This window comes from Sporosarcina sp. G11-34 (genome assembly GCF_026931025.1).
In genome coordinates this window covers 108404-129605 of the sequence record NZ_JAHNZW010000010.1, presented here as the reverse complement: position 1 = coordinate 129605, position 21202 = coordinate 108404, and the positions used below count along the sequence as shown (strand labels likewise).

The window sequence follows — 21202 nt, the reverse complement described above, 5'->3', positions numbered from 1 at the left end:
TTTGATAATGATAAAATTTATTTATTTATAATGGTAGATGCCATCTCTTTTAAATAATCCCTGTTCTCTTGGGACACTACCTCTCTAGTTGTTTCCCAATGTAATTTTAATTCAGTTAACGCCAGCCCTGCATACATACAGCAACAGGCAATGAACAACAGACGTAGGACGCACGACAGCACCTACCCCAACAAGCAAGGACTACGGATAAGCAGGAACAAGCGACTGGATAGCCACATGGTACCACCATGCAAGCCGACTAATAGAGGGGGTAACTGGTCTATAAAACGGATATTTGTCATTTTTTCATTCCATGCACAACACTGTCCGTACGGACGGTTTAGCGGCTACTAACAGCAACCTAGTGGGTAGTTGTCCATCTAAATGCCCCATAGAGGTTCGCAACACATGCTGTAAGTGATGGGGTATGTACGCTTTTTGTTAATACGGAATAGTGAAGCAGCGATAAAAATATTGGAATAGTTTTTCTATACCTTTTAAGGACAAAAAAGGAGGCACTTAGCCACAATCAGCATAAGCCCTTCTTTGCCTATCAATTCTACTTCGTTTATTTACACAATTTTTCCCTCTCACATAGCTATCTTCGTTAGACGACTTCCTATCCCTTGTACTAACATCCAATAAGATAAGATTAACTTTGCAACTTCGTGCTGGCATCTATAGCTGCTAACAGATTATAAAATATCCAAGGAAAGAATATTTCTTTGTCATAACCTGACTTTTGGTCTTTGCGATTATGTCTAATATTAAATGCATTTAAAATGGTAAATAAATCTCCTGCATCCTTGCCATTAAGATTAAGCTGTTTTGAATCACGTAACTTCTCAAGAACTGTCCCTAGTTGAAATATAGCACCTCTTTTATCTTCAATTGTCGCCCCATGCTTAAAAAAAGTTTGTCTTGCATATTTAATGCGTTGTTCTGAATCCATGTCATCAGTTAGCACTTGTGGAGAATCTACTAGTTCTTCTAAACCGTTATTGATTAGTTCTCTAACATATCCTTCTTCAGTTAACTCGAAACCTACATCATATTTCGAAATGACCCTGTTTATCTTCTTACGATAGTCAGCTTGAATTTCTTGTTTAGTTGTTTCTAATTTCTCTTCCCTTCTTATAGTTGTCTGTTCAGGTAAATACGTTTTATTACTAGATGTAATTGCTTTTCCCCGATAAGTTTCTGGTATTTCTATGTAATCATAAAAGAATTCTACAAGGTCAAATATGTCTTCTTCTGAGTACTGCTTTTTTCTATAAAAAGGAAGCATATTTTCTTTATTAAACACTTCAATAGAATACAGATTTAATTCTGTCTCACTTCCAGAAGGAACCTGATTAAAATAGCCTTTATTATAAAAAATAGTATGAATGCCGTCAAAATACTTAACTAAAGTTTCGAAGCTAATTCTTAATATGGAACTATTAGCTTTTCTTTGTGAATAATACTTTCTTTCAACCATTACTTTTCCTACCCCTCGGTTATATTTTAAACTAATCATGTGCTTCTTTAGCGTTTTGTATGCTTTTTCACATTAGCTGTAATTGTTCTTTGATATACATATTTTTCTAGCTTTTTACCACTAGTTATTTAGCATTTCCTAGTTATTTGGGAAGTTTATTGAAAGGATTGGGCAAACCAGAGTATTGAATGGTTAAGTAATCAATATCTAAGCTTTCCTTCGATGCACCGTGTTCATGAATTAGGATATTAACTACCATTTGTTTAGTCAATTCTTTATAAAAAAATAAAGATTTATTATTAATTTCTTTGACAGGTGAACCGTGTGTTAAGTGATTTCGTAAATTTACTATATTAGAAACCACTTTTTCCAATCCATTGTTTTCATCCAATTTCTCTAATTCCTCTTTGAAAGGATACTTCTCTAGTAATTCTCTTAGTATTGTTTTAAAGCCTTTATTATTGCTGAATTTAAATGCTTCTTTTAAATTATCCTTGTATTCCTTTTCAAGTTCCATTTGTTCGATTAATTCTCTATATTCCTTAGACTTTTGACTTCTTTCTCTTTCAGTGTAAATATTGTTACGAATATCGTTACGAGATAAAATTTCAAGACACCGAGCATAATTCAAAAATCGTTCTTCCAATAATTGATTTGACCTTAAAACTCCTACATAATTTAGCCATACATCAAATAAAGATGATTCAATAGGTTTAATAAGATCTTTCAGAGTTTCATTATTTATGAGACTGTTTGGTCTATAGTTAACTTTATTCAATTTTATATCATTAGCTTCGTACTGCTGGTTTTGATATATTCGGATGGGAGAACCTTCTTTATCTTCATATACTAAATTACTATAAGAAACGTATTTTTCACATAGAAAAGAAAACAATATTGATATTCTAAAAAAAATATCATCAATATATCCAATACTTAGTCTCTCATCGCTTTTTATTGTTATCGTTAAGTAGGTTTCAGTTACCTCTGAAAAGTTATTTCTCTTCTTTGTTTTACCTTGATTAAACTTTATATCAACATTTTTACCTTCGTACGATATATTTGAATAAAGCGATAAATCTTTTCCATTACCTACAAACCAAGAATCCAACTTTGGAAAGATTGCAGATATTTCACTAACCTTAAACTCCTCGAAATTCTCAATAAAACCATCTGTATAAATACCTATTTTATATCTAACCAAATTACTATTCTTCGTATTAATTAGAAGACATTTAAAAAAACTGATGGTTCGATTATTGTGAAGATTGCAATGGAAAGTTTTTTCAGTCCTATCGTTTAATAGTTCATCTTTGTTGTCTAAGTTCTCAACGAGAAACTCAATAAACTTTTCTTCTTCATCAACTTTTATTAATCCAATAATATTTTCACCATTAAACACAATGTTCGCTACTTCATTGACTTTCTTCACAAATATTCCCCCTGTTCATTTCAATTTCCGCTTAATATCATTATTTGACACCTATATTGCTTACTTTATCTATAAAATTGATACTCCAACAATGTCTTCAAATCCTAATGGAAAAGTTTATTAAAGTAAGCATTTTTTCGAAAGTTTCCCTTAATACTAAGAAAGTGATTAAGGCACCTGCAATTAAGAGGTGCCTTAGTCTTTTCAATGATTGATATTCAATTCTGAATAGTACTGCACCCTTCATCAATCACAAGGGCATACTTCCCCCAAAAATACATTGTCTACTTCAGCCCGTTGGATTGCCTCTATTTCATCGCCAGTCGGAGAGGCAACCTATGGTGTGTGGATACACCTACTATCACCTTTAACCAGAAAAGGGACGGTTTAAATGAGTAAATGATACCCCCCCACTTTAACCATAAACAATACTAAAGCATAACTGGCATTTCAAAACCAACTATGCTTTAAATTCAATATTTTCCTTTACCGCTCGATAAATTGTAGCACGACTCACATTCGTAATTTCACTAATTTCATTTACTGTTAATTTGTTTTCATCTCGATTGATGAATAGTTTAACTGCATGTTGTAATCCTTTATGGTTCTCTGTATAGCGCTTTGGTCGCCCCTTGTATACACCACGCTCTTTAGCAAGTTCTATTCCTTCAAGCTGTCTTTCCTTTATCATATCAACTTCAAACTCTGCAATTCCACTCAAGACTGTAATCATGAGTTTACCAATAGGCGTAGAAGTGTCTAGTCTATCTCCACCCATGTTCAATACAACTAGGTTTACTTCAGACTCATTTAATATCTCGATTGTACTTAATGCATCTTTTGTACTTCGAGCAAAACGGTCTAATTTTGTTACAACAATTGTGTCACCTATTTTAGCCCTTTCAAGTAACTTGTTAAACTCGTGCCGATTCTCTTTCTCTCTTCCACTAATTTTTTCTCTATACACCACTTCACAACCATAATCCTCTAGCTGTTTCAGCTGTGCATCCAAGTTCTGTCCAATGGATGATACACGTGCATAACCATATTTCATTACTAATCACACCTTTATTTTGATACATGTATATGATACATTATGAACCAGTATTAGAACTAGGTCAACTATTTGTATCACATGGGTGTAGTTAAATGATACACTACTAATAATAAAATAAAGACGTACCAAGTTAAATACACCTTCGCATATGATTAATTCAGTTTTCATTCCAAATACCTCTTATATTAAATCGATTGCAATTTAATCAGTTGGGGCATTTGTATCAAGTTCCCCTATAAGGTTTTTGATAGAATGAAGTGAATTAAAGATTAATCCCACTAACTATTACTACTATCAAAACTGTGTCTTCTCTCGCCAACTCCCTTAAAAATCATAGTACCTTTCAATTTCAAATAAGGTTTAGACATACTAACGGTAGCTCCATTAAATATCTGGAAGTTTTATTATTTCATTCTTTCCCTAATAATTTTATATTAGGAACTTAAAATATAAGTTGATAAAATCCATATTTCATTAATTAATTGCTGAATTATTGAATTAAAAATATAACAATTAACTTTTCTGCTCCTATGCCCCTACTAAAAACTTAAAATCTCAAGTGTCCATACTCGAAAACGTTGTAATAACAACACTCCTTCCACTAGAGAGTGTTGCATGTTTACGAACCTGGTTCAGAGACCTTATCACTTCCATTGATTTCGACAATGGATTTACGGAATCACTTAGTTCGCAAGCTCATTTCGTGTGAGTATAGCAGGTCAATATAGTATAAGAGACGCCTTCTTCTCTACAGATAGTTTGCGAGACTACGCACGTTTACTAATTAGCCAGTTTTTGTACAAGCATATAAAAGAATCCGTTTCGCACGGATTGAATTTGTTTGCCAATATTATCATACAAGATAAGTAGGTTCCCCCTACGTCCAATAAAAGCATAAGGATTAAACTCTGGCGTATAGGACATATAGCACTAGGCTGGCAATAATGACGAAGAGGTCACACTCATTCCCATTCCGAACACGGAAGTTAAGCCCTTCGGCTTCGATACACTAAAAAGAGATAACTCATTCATGATAGCCTCATTCTTCTGATACCCCTTTCCCTCCACCTTTGAATTTATTTCTTTTAGTCTTGTAATGAAATTCTGCCAACGGAAACGCCCATTCAGCAGTATGCTCTTTATGAATCCATCTTGTACAATAGTTTTTGGTAATGGAATTATTGATATGGAAGTGAATAAAGAATAGGATTTCCTCTTCAAACAAAGCTTTAAGATATTCTACAACCGACCTTCTGTTAATCCCCGTATTCTTTACAACGGTATCAATAGCAATGAATGATATTGGGACATTCTTATTATTGCCTGTGCTATCGTAAAACATATTACCAATTACATTAAGATACGTTGCGAATATCTTAGGTTTATAATCACTCTTCATAGCAACTATCATTTGAATATCTTTGTAAAATACTTTGGCAAAACCGAATTCTTGGTCCTTTCCCGTTGGTATAATAAAGTAGTTGTTAGCAGGTTTTAAATCGCTTACCATACTTTCCATTGTTACATCTTCAAATATCCCAATATGCCCCATCTCTTGTAATCTGAGAAGGGAATCTTTTGTTCTTGTCTTGGTTATATTCTGTTCCGTACTCATACCAATAAATCTCATTATATGAGAAACTCCAGTGTAAGCAACTCCTTGAAAGTTGTTTGCCAATGATTTAACGATAGCTAAATGATAAACGTCTAATTCACCATTCTTGCCCAGATTCTTGCTGACCATTAGTGATTTGGATATCATGATAAACGATTCTAATCTTTCTTGTCTTGTTGTTGATATTGTTTCAGTACTCACTGTTGTCCTACTCCTTCTATAATGTATTTCTAACCTATCCCCACCAATCGGCAGATTTCAAACAGGCTATTTTGATGGGTGCAAGAGGCGGCTTTGACGACTTGCACCCCTATATTTGTATCTATTATAATATCTTCTATATACTAATCTTCTATCTATTCCCCCACCGAAATCACCTGATTCCACTGAAAAGTACTGATGTCTCCAAAGTTAGGGGGATACCTATTTTTTGGGTGCTGTTTTATAAATAGGCACCTAATTTTATGGTGTACTTTGTTCCGCCTTCTTCAAACTACACCTTCATATTGGGTGGGATAGTTTAAAACATAAAGGAGCTAACTTAATTAAATCCGTCAATTCACTTGATTTTCACTTCGGTATACTGCTTAATTGCTCTAGCATATTCTCGTAACAGCATCGGCCCTAAAATATTAATCGGGACTTCTTTAATTACATCTATTAGGATTCGAGTTCCTTTGGCAATATAGCAACCTTTATACAATATCTGAGCATTTTCGTCAGCACTAGCTCTATAAGACTTACACACATTTTGTGCAAGCTTATGGTCTACTTCCAAATTCCTAGTGCTGGCGCAGATTTGGCAGCATCTAGCGTACTTCTTGAACGCTACCATTTTCTGCTCGTTAGTAAAATTACCACCACTTTCCCTTCGTTTCTTTTCTCGATTATTGTTATATTCCCTACAAGCACTTGTTAGTCCTGTAGTGAATAGACTCTCATTCACACTAATTTTTTACTACTCGATTCTCACTTTCTATAATTTGATTTTAGGGTCTCCGCTCTTTAGACAACGCAAAAAAGAGTGACCATACACACATCCTACCCGTTAGAAAGCACACTCCCCCCCTGTAAAATATAGGCATAAAATTATGCCTATCCCAATGGTTACTTTATTAGGGATACAGAAGATAAGTGTGCCTCCTAATGAGGCGGTTGCATGTATGTTCACTCCTATTATAGTTTTTAAGAATTTTTTTAGTCTTCAATTTCAATATCTTAAATTATAACACTATTTCTATTTTAAAACAATAGATTTCCAGTTTCTTCATTATTAATTCAATAAAAATCAACTCCAAGTAATAAAAAGGACTTTACAAAGATGTACAGTTATAAGCTCGGTGGTTACTTTCGGATATATTAATAATATGCCTTGAAAAATCTATCCAGTGTACAGTAATCTGAAAAAGTGAACCGGGTAGATACCCTTATCGAATCGGAATTTTTCATCTAACTACGTGGTGTAGATTAACGTACCAACCCCCTTCTTCAAATCATTAGATACATTGTCCATAGAAAACTGTAATAAGAGATGGAGAAGAAAATTTAAAAAATGACAACCAATGCGGCTGCCTTAAATCTAATTCCTGTTATGGAACTGAATGTTTACTCTCACTCATTTCTAAAATATCAACCTTTAATTTTCCTACCGTATTTTCGACATGCTCGAATGTTCGGTATATCGGTTTCAAAGATTGTTCTTCTAAAAACTTATCTTGAATGCTTCAATTTATATCAAGCAGTTCAATGAAAAATCGGTATTCCTCTAACTATAAATTCATCAATGGACTTATTTTTATTGCCATGTCTATAATTCTAGAATCCTCAATTGATTGAAAATATATTTTCAATCAATTGAGACATCAGCATGCCCTAATAATCTCGACAAACTATACACCCCTAAGCCTCCCTGCAGTTGTTTTGGGCGAAGGTCACACATGCCACTGACCTTTATAACTTACATCTCGTATAACTCTTATGCTCAGGCCCGTACCTTGTGCGTGTGCCTGCATCTTATGCGTGTACTAGCAGTTGTGTCTGTGCCTACTACCTCTATGCCTTGTGTACCTTGCACCCTGTGTGTGTGCTGTGTACTCACCCACCACTTACTGCTATAGGTATCATCATGGGAGCTGTAATGAATGGTGTATACATTTGAATTTATATTTCTCGTTTTGTAAAAAGTTTATTTTCTCGCTTTGAATTTAACTTTTTTTTCGTTTAGCTTCATGATTTATCCAAAATAAAAAACACCCGACTAATATGGATGTTTTAAATTGAGCATTCTTTTTGTTATTTCTTCTCTTGCTCTTGCGCTTTTACATCTTCATCTTCAATTATTCCAAGTGATAAGCATTCTAGTAAATTACTATCTAGCATTTCCAATCTTTCATCACCAATATATCCATACTTTTTTAACAATAAGGACTTATGTATACCAATAGTTTGAGTCAAATCAATGTATCTCGGAAATCTTTTGTTTGGTAAAAAAGTGAAGATGGGATGATTGTCTGCGGTTAATAGACTATACCAAGCTTTACTTTTTTCGCGTTCCTTGATTGTATTTATTGGCGCAACAAGTATATATTCAAAACTTTCACCTTCATTAATTATATCGCTGGATAATACGACTACTTTTCGAGGTTTTATACTCACAACAATTTTCTGTGTGTTCGCTCTAAATATACCATCAATTTTTTGAGCAGAAAAATCCCCGATACCCCTGGTAATAATTCCTTTACTTGGGTCATCTAAATCGGGCTTAAAAAAAGAAAGAGGTCTTTTAGTATCGGAAGGGAAAATCATTGCCGCTTCGAACTCAAAACCCCTTTTTATCTCACTCCACTTTTCCTTATCTAAAAAATCAGCCAAACTTGTTTACCCCCTAAACAAATCCTTATAAGTAATATTAGAAATTCCCCGACTTTCCTTGCTTTGTTCATTTGTTTCTTTCCAAATTTCTTCTGTCATATTGGAAAATTTACTTTTTTTGATTCTAGGTTTTGCCAATTTTCTTTTTGAAGGAACTTTTACAAGCTCAGTAGTAGCCATATCCTTTTCCTCCTCATTTTCGCACACACAGTTCACATCCTCTAGAGTACATGTTTATGTGTGAGCATCGGTTTTGATTACTCTAATTATACCACATCAAGCACATCTACGGAAATAAATCAAGCCTAAAATAGAAAATACCCAATTCCTCAGATGTTATAGCAATAAATTAATCCTCGAAATACAAATAATTCTCTCTTAATTTAGCAATAACCTCATCTTTAAAAGGGATGTCTCCAGCAATTTTATATCTCATTATTTGACCTTCTTCAAGTTTTTGCTGTTTATCCTTGTGCTTAATCATTGAATGTACTTCTCTTTCTAATTTGTAACCTCTATAGTCAATATAGTCACATTCATTTACTTGTTGAAAGTGTAATATCAAATCATCAATCTGTTCTTTTGTGTTTACCTTATACATCCGAACAATATGATGAAACTGATGGCACTTTTGACAAATTAAATCTAATCCTTTTAAAATAATTACTACATTCTCAAAATCAAATTCTTCAATTTCATGTACGTGTACATTGCGATATTCATCTTTTCCTGGTTGAAAGCCGCATATCTGACATGTATAATTACAATCCTTTAAAACTTGTGGACGAATCTTCTTACCCCATAAATATGGACTAATAGCCTTTCTCACACTACTACCACTAAATAAATTCGGCTTTGCTTCAATCTTCAGTGTAAAATATTCATACTCTGGACTTGTGGATGACTCCATGTTATAAAACACCCCTCACCAAATATTCTACCAGTCCATTATGTACTTAATCTAGTGTTCGACAAGCCCCGTCAAAATCCTTCTTAATACAAATATTATTAACTCTCCAATAGTGTCAACGGAATTTATCGCTCTAATTAAATCATCTTTATTTACTATCATATCGGCTATTTTTTCGGTGACTTGCCTTCAACTTGTATAATAATATTCACTGGAATGTTTTTTCCATCAAAAGAAACATCTGAAAATTGTATCCACTATTTAGTAACAAGACAAGGTACATCCCCATCACCATGCTCATTAATATTTTCTGCTCGTAAGTAATGGAGATATTAATAACTTTCTTTTCATTCATTGTTATATCTCCACTCATTTACTTTTTATAAATTGGAATGTAGAAAGTGCATTAATTAACTTTAATACATCAACTTTAGTCCAAAGATTAGGATTGTCCCTACCATGCAAAATCCAATTTCTATTTATTAGTAAACCTCTTTCTTCTGCAAAAGGCTTGGGTTTAAACATCTTACCTGATAAGTATTTATAAAGTGAATGGGAAATAATAATCAACATTTTTTCTTGTTCACTTAATATTTTTTCTTCCCATTCCTTCAATAATCTACTGCCAAATAAATGACTTTCTGTTATATCAGATATTTCACCTTCGATGATGGTAATTAATAAAGGTATAATAACTCGATATTTTTCCGCTTCATACAGTTCAAAGCAATCGTTTAAGGCATTTCCCCATCTGTCTTCAATTCCACTTAAAATAACAGTTTTCGCCATTAAATAATTTCTTCTATTATCAGACTCATAATAACCAACGAATAAATTATCTATCTTATTTGACTCTAATCCTAATAATTCTTCGTTCAAATAAAAATTAACATCCATTTCTCCTGTAATTGTCCAACCATTTAATGAATTATGCTCCACTATTCTTTCTATCTTTTCATAGTTTATTTCAATTTTCGTTAATTCTATCTTTGGAAACTCAATCTGTGGTAATTCAAATTTAGGTAGTTCAATTCTCGGTAAAACTATACTGGCTTTGATAGCCGATTGTAATTGTTCCATTGGATTTAATGCTTCTGTTATCTGGCGAATTCTTTTATTATGTTCTTTGAAAAATTCATTTAATCCTTCGTACGGATTCAAAATCATCCCCCCTTATGTATGACGATTTTATTATACCACAATACCCTTCCATATTATTTTAATTACAAGAAAATTCAATTTTTAACTATCTTCCTATGACATAATAGCCATATCAATGGATTTTTTAAATAAAGAATAAAAATCTACCACTTTATCATAATTTTCTTTTTATCTATTGGGTGGATTTTTTAATTCATTCATTGGATTTTCATTACCAATCTTTATAAAATGCTTTTAACATTTTCGTTCCAATAAAGCACACCTTAGATTTGCAGCAGCCAATTGATAACAATTTGAAAAAGCAGCGATATCTGTTCTTCAATGTCAAAGTTGCTTTAAGTGAACTGCTACTTCATTTCCCTTTTCATCAAATTCCGTAATATCATAAATTATTAGCCAAAGTAAACTTGTACTGCAAAGGTTCTATTTATAGGCGATTACCTTAATGCAATCTTCTCTTGATAATAGTTGAAATAAAAAAGGACCCATCTATGTAAATGATTTGATTCTATACATTAAATTATTATTCCACATTTTAACAACTTCAAAAATTCCATTATGAGTATTCCCTCAATCTGCTTGCCCCTACCTCTAGTAACTTCTTAGTATCCGCTCTTCGTATTGCATCTGCATTGATGTTTTCTAAGCCGTATCTTTTCGAATATTTATTAAGTTGTTTGGAAATAGCTTTATTAGGCGTTTTACTATCGTTCATTTGGCAACCGTTCATAAAACATTAAAAAAAGAGCAGCATGCCGCCGCCCTCTAATTTATATATCCATGTTATTCTACTGATTTTGTATGCCATTTTGCACTTTTCACTTTTAACTCATAAACTTATATTACAGCAGATTGGGTTATTATTTTGAAGCTTTTTCTGTCTTTGGCTAACATGGGAATATAATCACGATTTATGAATTTATTTTCAAAACTAAAACTTCAAATTCATCAATGGACTTGTTTTTACCGCAATGTCTATAATTCTTGAGTCCTCAATTGATTGAAGGTACCTTTTGGTAATAGATATATCTTCATGTCCTAATAATCTTGACAAGCTATACACGTCTAATCCCCCCTGGAGTTGTTTTTGAGCGAAGTAGTGCCTCAGGGTATGTGGACTACATCTAATGTCTGCACGTACTTTAGCATTGCCACCCGCGAGCCTAACGACTCTTTGAATAGCTTCAACCGTCAATGGCTTTCCTCTGATAGATAAAAAGTAATTACTGTACCTCATGAGACTGTCTTTGAAGTAATGATTTCTGATTCTTTCATACTTAATCATGTATTTCTTGAGCATTGGACTTAAATATAAATATCTTTGTTTATTGCCCTTGCCTTCAATTATCATTGTCGTCTCAAGTATATTTTCCATCGTTAGTGTACATAGTTCTAAGTTTCTAATTCCTGTATCAACAAGAACCATCATGATTAGTTTGTTTCTTGCTTCGTAATAATCAGTCATTTTGAATGAATTGACCATTTTCTGAACCTCTTCATCATTGAATGTCTTAATTATTATTTTCGCTTCTTTCATCCATCTGACATTTAAACAGGGATTTTTCCTAGTCAATATATAGTCTTCTTCGACACAATAATTAAAGAATGACCTAATCCCTTTAAATATACTGTTGATATAGGTCTCTTTTCGACCTTTTGATTTTAAATAGAGAAAGTAACCCTTTATGTGAATACTTTTTACTTCATCCAATTCTTCAATCTCATATTCTATTGTGATGTATTTCATGAATGCTTTAATATTATTTCTGTATCCTCTGGTCGTTCGCACAGAGTAATTCTTTGTTTCAAGGTGAAATAGAAACTCTTGTAATACATCTTCCAATAACATAAATATCCGCCCTCTGCTAAGAATGTAGTCAATTCTAAGCATTGGACGGATATCATAATGAATCCTATTCAATTCCTTGATAGATGTCATCATAGACCATGATTTCACCTTAATAAACGATAATTAATCATGTAGAATACTCTCTACATACAGTGTTTAGCCACTAATCTCAGTTGTCACTCGCATTATGATAAACGTCCTGAACGTCGTCATCATCTTCGAGTGCTTCGATCATCTTCTCGAAATCTTCTTCGCTTCCTTCAGGGATATCGTTGTACATTGAAGGAATCATTTCGATTTCGGCGGAAATAAATTCAATGCCGTCTTTTTCGAGTGCTTCTTTTACCTCTAAAAAGTCAGCTGCTTCTGTTACAATTTCGAAGCCGTCTTCGCTTGACTCGATATCTTCTGCACCCGCCTCGAGAGCGGCTAGCATAATCATATCCTCATCCGTATCTTCTGTACGTTCGATGAACAAACGACCTTTACGATCAAACATATACGCTACAGAACCACTTGCACCCAAGTTTCCACCATTTTTAGTGAATGCAACACGAACGTTTGGTGCCGTCCGATTTCTATTCTCAGTTAATGTGTAAACAAGAACCGCGATGCCGCCTGGTCCGTAACCTTCATAAATGACTTCTTCATAGTTCTCATCTGCTCCCGCTCCAGTTGCTTTATCAAGAGCACGCTTTACAACATCATTTGGAACGTTTGCGCTTTTCGCCTTCTCAATTGCTAACCGCAAAGTTGCGTTCATATCTGGATCTGCACCTTGTTTTGCAGCCATAAAAATTTCTCGGGACATCTTTTGAAAGATTTTCCCCCGTTTCGCATCTTGTGCGCCTTTACGGTTTTTTATATTATTCCATTTGGAATGTCCAGCCATCAATGTAACCCCCTATTTTTTCATCCGTTCTACATTATACCATAATTTCGGCCAATGTGAGAGTGCAGACTTTGTAAAGGGGATTAGTATTTTAACTTGCCTTTCTTGCGCTACTTCTGACAATGTAAAGAAATAAATCCATTCCCTTAATAATTCATTCGGATATAGAAGTAGCGATTTGGACGAGTTATCCAACATTTGCAAAGAAGGCTGTTCATTCATAAGAAATTCAATATCATAATCTATTTGTGGTAATACACGATGTATCCATAATGCAATTTCAGTACCCGCAGGCCCAGTACAAGTCAGGTCGAAATCGATAAATCGAATGATTCCAAGATTGTCACGCAGTATATTATGATGGACGACATCCCCGTGAAGAAGCGTATCGTCTAGTTGATCGGTATAAGTTTGTCGCAATATCCGCATCGCATTTGTCGCATAAAAGATAATGTCATCAACGTTATCTTTCCCGATATGCACTTCACAAGATTCGCGTAACTCTCGAAAACTTTCGATTCGACTTTCCCACTTGGCTAGTAACGGGTACGTATGCAAATATGGTTCAGCAGACCAATTAATTAGTGAACTCGTTTCATGTAATCTAGTTAGCGCCTCGAGCGAATCCGTCCGATCCGCTCTTCTTTTGAAATTCACTGATCTTGCACCTTCAAGCCATGGTTGCATAAGCGTTAAGTTATGATCAGTTGGTAACACAGGTACAATATGTGGAAATGACAAGCACCGAAGTGTATCGTGTATCGTTTTCACTTTCAATGCAGTCGAAGAGAATTCGTACTGCTTGACCGAAAAGAAACAACCATCCTTCTCCAGCTTCCAGACATTACTATTAATTTGTTCGATATTACCTTCTGGTTTCATAGTCCTCTTAGTAGTTTCCTGGCCAATTGGGTTGCTGGGTTGGGTATGGCATCATTTGGCCTGGCATTGCCTGGATGGGCTGGTTGCACGCGTTACAATGATTGACAGGTTGCATTTGTGGCGGCATTGGATGGTATTGACCACAACCACCGCAATGATGCATTTGTTGATACGGTTGAGCTTGCCCGTAACCGCATCCCGCTTGAGGATACGCCGGATACGCTGCTTGCTGTCCGTATTGCCAACCACCCTGCATTGGCATTTCTTGCGCCATCGGCATTTGGAACTCCGACGACATTGGCGCAGTGAATTTCTCTGTTACACTTTCTGCCTCTACCTGAGAATATGATGATTCTTCAAAATGGATTGCTTGCGCCTTCTTATTTCCGCGCCCCTCTTCATACCGCAGGTCGGATGACTCAAGAAGTTTCCACCCATCGGGCATCGTATTTTCAGCAGGCATTCTCATCGGCATTGGCTTAGGCGTCGGCCTTACGTTTTTTTCCATAGATGATGATGATTCTAGTTCCACCGGCAATTGCGGCGCAGACATTGGTATTGGATGTTGCATATGCCCCGGTTGCACAAACGGGAAACAATCAGCATCAAAAATCGGCATCCAACCGCACGGTACACCCACGAAAGGCATTTGTTGTTGCGTCGGTTGCATTGGTTGCATTGGTTGCATTGGTTGCATTGGCGGCATCTGTGGAGCTTGTGGAGCATGCTGTACTGGTGGAACTGGCATTGAAGGTGCATTACTCACTTCAGGTGCTTTAGGTTTTTGCTGTGCCGGTGCTTTAGGCTTTTCTTGAACAGGTTTTTGCTGTACTGGCGCTTTCACATTTTCTACCGGAGTCGGAGCAACTTTAATTGGCTCTTTCTCCGTTTTCTTTACCGCCGCTACCCCTTTGCCCGGTGTTTTCGCATTTTCTTTACCTGTTTTCTTAGATTTTTCTGGCAGAAATATTTTCATTCCAGGAACAACATAATCCGGGTTCGCGAGATGTGCGTTCACCCTCTTCAATTCATCAAACGAGATTCCGTAATGCCTAGAAATTTTCCAAAGGGTATCCCCTTTTCGAACAATATGAACTTCCACTAAAAAAATTCCCCCTTCCATCAACTCATCGTATGAGCGAACTCCCGCCAGTGTTACGCTTGATTTTATAAGACGGTTCCTTGTTCCCATTTATATGCGAGGGGGGTTATTTTATGCAAAAAAAACCGCGACATCCATTAACTTGGACGTGACGGTTTTTGTTCAAATGAAAAGTATGTACCAAAGGACCGAATGGAACAATCGAGTGCAGTAAGCTCTTCTATCGCACCTTTCATCATTGGATGCTCTTCTGATTCAAGCACATCAATAATAAAAAAGTAATTGCCAAGGCCGGTTTTCAGTGGTCGTGATTCGATTTTACTTAAGTTGAGTTTACGCCATGAAAAAACAGATAATACTTGATGAAGAACACCCGGTCGATCACCTTCCGGCAGTTTCACCATCAGCGTTGTTTTCGGCGCATTTGAATGGTTGGTGTTATCTAATTGACCCTTTCGCTGTGACAAAACGACGAACCTTGTATGATTAAAATGGAAATCATGAATATTTTCTTCAGCCATTTGCAAACCATATCGTTTAGCAGCCAGTCGATTGCCAATTGCAGCAATTTTTTCGTTCGGATTTTCTGACACATACTTGGCAGCAGCTGCTGTCGAGGTCGTTTGAATCAGCGGAATACTCCGATACTGGTACATCAAATATTTATGACACTGAGCAAGAGCATGCGGATGTGAATGAACTGATTCAATTTCATCCAATTTATCAGCTTGTGCCTTATTTACCATTAGATGTTGTTCAATGGGGATCGAAAGCTCCGCATTAATGAACAAATCACTTTCATTAAACATATAATCGATTGTTAAAGGAACTGAACCTTCAAGCGCATTTTCGAGTGGCACAATTGCATACGTTGCTCGTCCAGAACTCACTGCCTCAATACAATCCGGGATTGTCGGTTGTGAAGACAAGCCAGACGCCCCAAAAAGATAATTTGCTGCAACATGAGTAAATGAAGCTTCCGGTCCGAGATAAGCAATAATTGGTGTAAATTTATCGTTATTCAACACATTCTATTCCTCTCTATAATGCACCAGAACTTATGATAGAAACTGTCTCGACAAAATCTGGTGCTTTTAATTTTTGGATGAAAGCATCCATTTTAATATCCATCTTCGTAACATCAAGCGATAGCGTAATACTTGCGCGCGCTTGAACAGGTATTGTTTGATGAATTGTTAACACATTACATTTTGCTTTCGAAACAATTTCCATAAGTGTTGCAAGCGAACCTGTACGATCCTCAAGTTGAATGAAGATCGTTAACACTCGCTCGCGTGCTATGGATTCAAATGGGAATACAGTGTCCCGGTATTTATAAAATGCGCTGCGCGACAGGCCAACTTTTTTTACCGCTTTTTGAATAGTTGAAGCTTCCCCTGTTGCGAGCAACTTCTTCACTTCAATCGTTTTAAGCATAGATTCTGTAAGGACATCTTCCCTCACAAGATAAAATCGGCCATCGCCCAACAGTTTCATAAAATCCCCCCTGCAAAAACCTAATTATTAATCTTGGAATTCGAACTCGAAACCAAGGATACGAACGATATCTCCATCTTTCGCGCCGCGTTCGCGAAGCGCATCGTCAATGCCCATACCGCGCATTTGTCGTGCAAATTTACGGATTGATTGGTCAAAGTTAAAGTCTGTCATCTTGAACAGACGCTCAATTGCATAACCAGATAATACGAAAGCTGCGTCATCGTCACGAGTAATTTTAAAATCACTTGCTTCCGATTCGTATTTATAAAGAACCGCATTTTCACTTTCTTCTTCAAGATCATTTAACGGGAATTCAGGTGTCGTATCAACTAAATCGGCGATTTTAAATACCAATTTATCTAGACCTTTACGCGTAATTGCCGATATTGGGAAAATCTCTACATCGTCAGTCATTTTTTCTTTGAATAAACGAAGATTTTCTTCTGAATCAGGCATGTCCATTTTATTCGCGACAATTAGTTGTGGACGTTCCATTAAACGCATGTTGTATTGTTGTAATTCTTCGTTAATCGTTTCATAATCTTCGAACGGATCTCGACCTTCAAGCCCTGACATGTCAATCACATGAACAATAACACGCGTTCGCTCGATATGACGAAGGAACTGATGTCCTAGTCCGATACCTTCATGTGCACCTTCAATAAGTCCAGGCAAGTCAGCAATTGCAAAGCTTCGATGATCATCAGTTTCAACGATGCCTAGATTAGGAACAAGCGTTGTAAAGTGATAATCTGCAATTTTTGGTTTCGCCGCAGAAATGACAGATAGAAGTGTTGATTTTCCTACGTTCGGGAATCCAACAAGACCAGCGTCTGCAAGTACTTTCAATTCAAGTACAATGTCTTTCTCTACTCCTGGTTCACCCATTTCTGATAGTTCAGGTGCTGGGTTTTTAGAAGTGGCGAATCGGCTGTTCCCTTTCCCACCACGTCCTCCGCGAGTAATGATAGCTCTTTGTCCGTGCTCGACGAGATCGGCGATGACAGGGCCATCCTCACCCTCTGTAACGACAGTTCCAGGTGGTACTTTAACAATCATGTCATCCGCATTTTTTCCGTGCATATTTTTACCCATACCATGTTCTCCGCGGTCTGCTTTATAATGACGCTGATAGCGGAAATCAATTAGTGTACGAAGGCCTTCATCAACTTCAAATATAACGTCGGCACCTGTACCACCATCTCCACCTGCTGGCCCACCAAACGGAATATACTTCTCACGACGGAACGCAACCATCCCGTCCCCGCCGTCTCCACCTTTTACATAAATCTTTACGTGATCTACAAACATCTAGTTTCCTCCTATTGTCCACGAATTGTGAACGTCCATAAATTATGTGAACTTGTTTCTTCCACAATGAATTTTTCTTTTAATATTGTTCCAGTTTTCTTTTCAGGTAACGCACCAGTGACTGTTATCGTAATTAACCAATCGTTTTCATCAGCCTTGATGTCGAAACACGCTTCATATTCGGACATTGGGTCAAGTACTTTTTCAATATCTTGAAAAATGTCTTCCAAGTATGCAACAAGCACATGGTCATCAACTTCACGAACGCCGGTTTTTATTCCACACACAAGCGTTTTATGGAATGAAGTAAACATCCATTCAAATGTCTGGATCCACTTTTCTGTCTCAGGGAGACCGAGCGATTCCAACATCGAGTCTTGCCTCAGTTTTTCTGTTGTTTTCAAAATTGCCGTTTTCGCTTTTGAAACATTCCCTAGATCAATTTGCATTAACACAATTTGAAGGTCATTTAAAAAGTCGTGCCGTGCAAATTTCAATGCTTTAGGGACTGTCATATCCACTTTTTTCATTCCTACACCCCATAACTCCAACAGTTACTATAGTATAGCATTTATTACCCATTATACGATATAGATAACTCAACGTCTGCCGTATGCCAACGTTCAGACTTTTATCTGTCAGTAAAAACATCTATGCGCTTTCGCTATATTTTATGCGCGCCCCCAAGCATTATTACGCATAGCAGTCACTGCTCATTTGGTCTTTTCTTAACTTTATAATATTCATTATTTGTAAAATCAAAAAGGACTGCACATAATATGCAGTCCTTTCTGTCATTAATTATGCTTGTTGAACTTCTGCTTCAGCATAAACGCTTACTTTTGTTTTCTTGCGGCCGAAACGCTCAAAGCGTACGACGCCATCAATTTTCGAGAACAAAGTATCGTCTTTACCAAGACCGACGTTTTCACCTGGGTGAATTACAGTTCCGCGTTGGCGATAAAGGATAGATCCACCTGTAACGAATTGTCCGTCAGCGCGTTTTGCGCCAAGACGTTGTGACGCTGAGTCACGACCGTTTCGAGTTGAACCTGCTCCTTTTTTCGATGCGAAAAACTGGAGATCTAAACGTAGCATTGTGTGCCACCTCCTACCTATTGAAGATGAGTTTTATATGTTGCCCATAGTCCTGTTCAATCGTCTGTAAAGAGACAATCATAGCTTGTACAATTAACTGTATATCGTAATTGGTTTCGGGAATGTTAAGAAATGTGACTTTCAAGTAGCCACCGTCAGATCCTTGCTGGATTTCAGGGGTCTCGCCTGTAAGGGCAATAATTGCATTAACAGCACCAAATGATACTGCAGATGCAGCTGCACAAACAAGGTCTTTTCCGTGCTCCGCGAAATTAGCATGGCCTGCCATTTCAAATGAATGAATGCGACCCGATTGCTCTTTTGTTATCTTCACTGTAATCATATGGATTATGCGTTAATTCCATTAATAACTACTTTTGTAAAAGGCTGACGATGACCCATTTTTCTGCGGTCATTATTTTTCGGCTTATATTTAGAAATCGTAATTTTCTTGCCGCGGCCTTGTTGAAGAACTTTAGCTGTTACAGTAGCACCTTCAACAAATGGAACGCCTACTTTCACGTCGTCTCCACCTACGAATAGTACTTTGTCAAAAGTGATCTCTTCATTAACTTCAATATCAAGTTTTTCAATGAAAACTTCTTGACCTTGTTCAACTTTAATTTGTTTTCCACCAGTTTCAATAATTGCGTACATATCTTGCACCTCCTCTTAATACTCAGACTCGCCCTTAAAGGTGATCCATACACGGATGCTTGTACCTTTTCAGCGCGGTTGTAGCTAGGTGCGCTACAAACAATAACATTAGAATTTTACCACGTGCAAATCATTTCGTCAACTCTTTTAATTTCAAATTAATAAAGGCACTTTCATATTTTCGAAAACGAAATGCCATGATGTTTTGGATTAACAGAAATAGTGCAAGTACGATATAAGGGAAAGTTAACGGAAGGAAGAAAATAAGCACACTTACTGCCACAATGAGCACAGCCATCGAATGAACAAGCATCGCCGTTTTCGTACTCGACTCATGACCTTTTGTTTCAAGAATTGCGGTAACCGCCTGTCCCCCGTCCAAAGGTAAAATTGGAATCAGATTAAGTGCAAGTAAAAATAATTGGATGCGGATGACTACCTCATCGCCGGGGAAAGTAATAGCAAGCGCTATCAAAAGTACGACAACCGTGGCTGCCGGTCCACCTAGCGCCAAGTAAACACGTTGTTTTCTGCCTGACGTATGCCTGCCTGGAATAACGAGTTCACCGCCATACGGCATAATTGTACAGGACCTCACTTTCATCCCCATTGCTTTTGCAGCAATGAGATGCCCCGCTTCATGAATAAGTAGTGATACAAAAATCAATGTATATACTGAAATATTACCAGTTATAATCAAGAATAAAAAAAGCGGTATCAATATCGGATGCAAACGGAACTTCATTCAACCGAACCTGATAAATACTCCGGTAATAAAGATGCATCTAAATTGACACCGTCCTGCTTCACTACGATATAGATTGCTTCCTCGCCCATTAATGCCAGCGTGTCACCTGTTTTAACAGATGTATAGGGCAACTTCGACAACATCCCCAAAAAGCCGTACGTGACCTCGTCACCGTTATCATAAAGTACCGTTAGTGTTTTCCCGGTATTACGCGTAATGGCCGTGAAAACAACTAGCCCGTTGTCCTGTGCAGTGATTGGGATCGAATTCGAATAAGATACGAGGACGCCTTCTTTATACGGCTGCATTGTTTCATAGGCTGGAAGTAATCCTCCTTGGTGGCTTACAAGTATTGTATCGTTATCGGGGTCATCCATCATGGAGGAGACCCACTTTTTCATCGCCAAAAAGTCTTCACCTGTTGTGACATACTGCGTGACGGGCTTATCGATAACGCCCGACCCTTCCATTTTAGCCACGCCAATGACTCCGACTGTAAGTATAAACGCAATACCCCACTTCATACGCCATTTCATCTGTTCACTCCACCCGTTTTTTATTATGCTAAAAGTATAGGTTCTACTATAAACCATGTTCTTTATATATATAAACTAGTGCCTAATCGAATTAAATCATG

The 21202-nt window shown here is 36.7% G+C and carries 23 protein-coding genes and 1 other annotated feature; all 23 genes read right to left on the bottom strand.

What is annotated here, in order from left to right:
* Nucleotides 1–652 precede the first annotated feature (652 nt).
* The 23 genes from KSU66_RS15315 to KSU66_RS15205 all read right to left on the bottom strand — a co-directional run bounded on the left by KSU66_RS15315 (nucleotide 653) and on the right by KSU66_RS15205 (nucleotide 21101).
* Complete coding sequence (locus tag KSU66_RS15315) at nucleotides 653–1480, bottom strand: hypothetical protein (protein WP_269052340.1); 828 nt, start codon at nucleotides 1478–1480, stop codon at nucleotides 653–655.
* Nucleotides 1481–1622: 142 nt separating this feature from the next.
* Entirely contained in the window at nucleotides 1623–2912 is a 1290-nt protein-coding gene (locus tag KSU66_RS15310) for a HEPN domain-containing protein (protein WP_269052339.1), read from the bottom strand.
* Between the two features lie 460 nt (nucleotides 2913–3372).
* Nucleotides 3373–3966, bottom strand: coding sequence for a recombinase family protein (locus tag KSU66_RS15305; protein ID WP_269052338.1), 594 nt, complete (start codon nucleotides 3964–3966; stop codon nucleotides 3373–3375).
* Nucleotides 3967–5008: 1042 nt separating this feature from the next.
* Nucleotides 5009–5785, bottom strand: a complete 777-nt coding sequence (locus KSU66_RS15300; RefSeq protein ID WP_269052337.1) for a hypothetical protein — start codon at nucleotides 5783–5785, stop codon at nucleotides 5009–5011.
* A 2091-nt stretch (nucleotides 5786–7876) separates the two neighbouring features.
* On the bottom strand, nucleotides 7877–8455 hold the full coding sequence (locus KSU66_RS15295; protein WP_269052336.1) for a type II toxin-antitoxin system PemK/MazF family toxin: 579 nt from the start codon (nucleotides 8453–8455) through the stop codon (nucleotides 7877–7879).
* 6 nt (nucleotides 8456–8461) lie between these two features.
* Nucleotides 8462–8635, bottom strand: a complete 174-nt coding sequence (locus KSU66_RS15290; protein ID WP_269052335.1) for a hypothetical protein — start codon at nucleotides 8633–8635, stop codon at nucleotides 8462–8464.
* 169 nt (nucleotides 8636–8804) lie between these two features.
* The gene (locus tag KSU66_RS15285; RefSeq protein WP_269052334.1) at nucleotides 8805–9365 is read right to left on the bottom strand and encodes an HNH endonuclease; all 561 of its coding nucleotides are present in this window, start codon (nucleotides 9363–9365) and stop codon (nucleotides 8805–8807) included.
* Nucleotides 9366–9573: 208 nt separating this feature from the next.
* Nucleotides 9574–9720, bottom strand: a complete 147-nt coding sequence (locus KSU66_RS15280; protein ID WP_269052333.1) for a hypothetical protein — start codon at nucleotides 9718–9720, stop codon at nucleotides 9574–9576.
* 14 nt (nucleotides 9721–9734) lie between these two features.
* Nucleotides 9735–10526 carry a hypothetical protein gene (locus KSU66_RS15275; protein ID WP_269052332.1) on the bottom strand — a complete coding sequence of 264 codons (792 nt, stop codon included), beginning with the start codon at nucleotides 10524–10526 and terminating at the stop codon, nucleotides 9735–9737.
* A 556-nt stretch (nucleotides 10527–11082) separates the two neighbouring features.
* Entirely contained in the window at nucleotides 11083–11241 is a 159-nt protein-coding gene (locus KSU66_RS15270; RefSeq protein WP_269052331.1) for a hypothetical protein, read from the bottom strand.
* Nucleotides 11242–11457: 216 nt separating this feature from the next.
* Nucleotides 11458–12375, bottom strand: a complete 918-nt coding sequence (locus tag KSU66_RS15265; protein WP_269052330.1) for a tyrosine-type recombinase/integrase — start codon at nucleotides 12373–12375, stop codon at nucleotides 11458–11460.
* Between the two features lie 169 nt (nucleotides 12376–12544).
* A complete protein-coding gene (locus KSU66_RS15260; protein WP_269052329.1) occupies nucleotides 12545–13267 on the bottom strand; it encodes a YebC/PmpR family DNA-binding transcriptional regulator in 723 nt (240 codons plus the stop codon).
* A gap of 12 nt (nucleotides 13268–13279) precedes the next feature.
* Entirely contained in the window at nucleotides 13280–14149 is an 870-nt protein-coding gene (locus KSU66_RS15255) for an aminoglycoside phosphotransferase family protein (protein WP_269052328.1), read from the bottom strand.
* A gap of 7 nt (nucleotides 14150–14156) precedes the next feature.
* Entirely contained in the window at nucleotides 14157–15251 is a 1095-nt protein-coding gene (locus KSU66_RS15250) for a LysM peptidoglycan-binding domain-containing protein (RefSeq protein WP_269052327.1), read from the bottom strand.
* A gap of 137 nt (nucleotides 15252–15388) precedes the next feature.
* Entirely contained in the window at nucleotides 15389–16276 is an 888-nt protein-coding gene (gene pheA, locus KSU66_RS15245) for a prephenate dehydratase (RefSeq protein ID WP_269052353.1), read from the bottom strand.
* Nucleotides 16277–16292: 16 nt separating this feature from the next.
* Nucleotides 16293–16748 (bottom strand): ACT domain-containing protein, encoded by a 456-nt coding sequence (locus tag KSU66_RS15240; protein WP_329958831.1) that lies wholly within the window; start codon nucleotides 16746–16748, stop codon nucleotides 16293–16295.
* 27 nt (nucleotides 16749–16775) lie between these two features.
* Nucleotides 16776–18062: a GTPase ObgE gene (gene obgE, locus KSU66_RS15235; protein WP_269052326.1), complete on the bottom strand. Its 1287-nt coding sequence runs from the start codon at nucleotides 18060–18062 to the stop codon at nucleotides 16776–16778.
* An 11-nt stretch (nucleotides 18063–18073) separates the two neighbouring features.
* Complete coding sequence (locus KSU66_RS15230) at nucleotides 18074–18592, bottom strand: Spo0B domain-containing protein (protein WP_269052325.1); 519 nt, start codon at nucleotides 18590–18592, stop codon at nucleotides 18074–18076.
* A gap of 271 nt (nucleotides 18593–18863) precedes the next feature.
* On the bottom strand, nucleotides 18864–19160 hold the full coding sequence (gene rpmA / locus KSU66_RS15225; RefSeq protein WP_269052324.1) for a 50S ribosomal protein L27: 297 nt from the start codon (nucleotides 19158–19160) through the stop codon (nucleotides 18864–18866).
* Between the two features lie 13 nt (nucleotides 19161–19173).
* Nucleotides 19174–19503, bottom strand: a complete 330-nt coding sequence (locus KSU66_RS15220; protein ID WP_269052323.1) for a ribosomal-processing cysteine protease Prp — start codon at nucleotides 19501–19503, stop codon at nucleotides 19174–19176.
* Nucleotides 19504–19508: 5 nt separating this feature from the next.
* Entirely contained in the window at nucleotides 19509–19817 is a 309-nt protein-coding gene (gene rplU / locus KSU66_RS15215; protein ID WP_269052322.1) for a 50S ribosomal protein L21, read from the bottom strand.
* A gap of 14 nt (nucleotides 19818–19831) precedes the next feature.
* Nucleotides 19832–19907, bottom strand: a sequence feature (ribosomal protein L21 leader region).
* Between the two features lie 40 nt (nucleotides 19908–19947).
* The gene (locus KSU66_RS15210; protein ID WP_269052321.1) at nucleotides 19948–20484 is read right to left on the bottom strand and encodes a metalloprotease; all 537 of its coding nucleotides are present in this window, start codon (nucleotides 20482–20484) and stop codon (nucleotides 19948–19950) included.
* Between the two features lie 74 nt (nucleotides 20485–20558).
* On the bottom strand, nucleotides 20559–21101 hold the full coding sequence (locus tag KSU66_RS15205) for a hypothetical protein (protein ID WP_269052320.1): 543 nt from the start codon (nucleotides 21099–21101) through the stop codon (nucleotides 20559–20561).
* Nucleotides 21102–21202 lie beyond the last annotated feature (101 nt).

Coding starts and splice junctions, on each gene's coding strand:
- KSU66_RS15240 (WP_329958831.1), bottom strand. CDS start 16,748: ATGAAACTGTTGGGCGATGGCCGATTTTATCTTGTGAGGGAAGATGTC.
- KSU66_RS15265 (WP_269052330.1), bottom strand. CDS start 12,375: ATGTTATTGGAAGATGTATTACAAGAGTTTCTATTTCACCTTGAAACA.
- KSU66_RS15255 (WP_269052328.1), bottom strand. CDS start 14,149: ATGAAACCAGAAGGTAATATCGAACAAATTAATAGTAATGTCTGGAAG.
- KSU66_RS15220 (WP_269052323.1), bottom strand. CDS start 19,503: ATGATTACAGTGAAGATAACAAAAGAGCAATCGGGTCGCATTCATTCA.
- KSU66_RS15260 (WP_269052329.1), bottom strand. CDS start 13,267: ATGGCTGGACATTCCAAATGGAATAATATAAAAAACCGTAAAGGCGCA.
- KSU66_RS15270 (WP_269052331.1), bottom strand. CDS start 11,241: ATGAACGATAGTAAAACGCCTAATAAAGCTATTTCCAAACAACTTAAT.
- KSU66_RS15315 (WP_269052340.1), bottom strand. CDS start 1,480: ATGGTTGAAAGAAAGTATTATTCACAAAGAAAAGCTAATAGTTCCATA.
- KSU66_RS15305 (WP_269052338.1), bottom strand. CDS start 3,966: ATGAAATATGGTTATGCACGTGTATCATCCATTGGACAGAACTTGGAT.
- KSU66_RS15280 (WP_269052333.1), bottom strand. CDS start 9,720: ATGAATGAAAAGAAAGTTATTAATATCTCCATTACTTACGAGCAGAAA.
- rplU (WP_269052322.1), bottom strand. CDS start 19,817: ATGTACGCAATTATTGAAACTGGTGGAAAACAAATTAAAGTTGAACAA.
- KSU66_RS15285 (WP_269052334.1), bottom strand. CDS start 9,365: ATGGAGTCATCCACAAGTCCAGAGTATGAATATTTTACACTGAAGATT.
- KSU66_RS15230 (WP_269052325.1), bottom strand. CDS start 18,592: ATGAAAAAAGTGGATATGACAGTCCCTAAAGCATTGAAATTTGCACGG.
- obgE (WP_269052326.1), bottom strand. CDS start 18,062: ATGTTTGTAGATCACGTAAAGATTTATGTAAAAGGTGGAGACGGCGGG.
- KSU66_RS15290 (WP_269052335.1), bottom strand. CDS start 8,635: ATGGCTACTACTGAGCTTGTAAAAGTTCCTTCAAAAAGAAAATTGGCA.
- KSU66_RS15205 (WP_269052320.1), bottom strand. CDS start 21,101: ATGAAATGGCGTATGAAGTGGGGTATTGCGTTTATACTTACAGTCGGA.
- rpmA (WP_269052324.1), bottom strand. CDS start 19,160: ATGCTACGTTTAGATCTCCAGTTTTTCGCATCGAAAAAAGGAGCAGGT.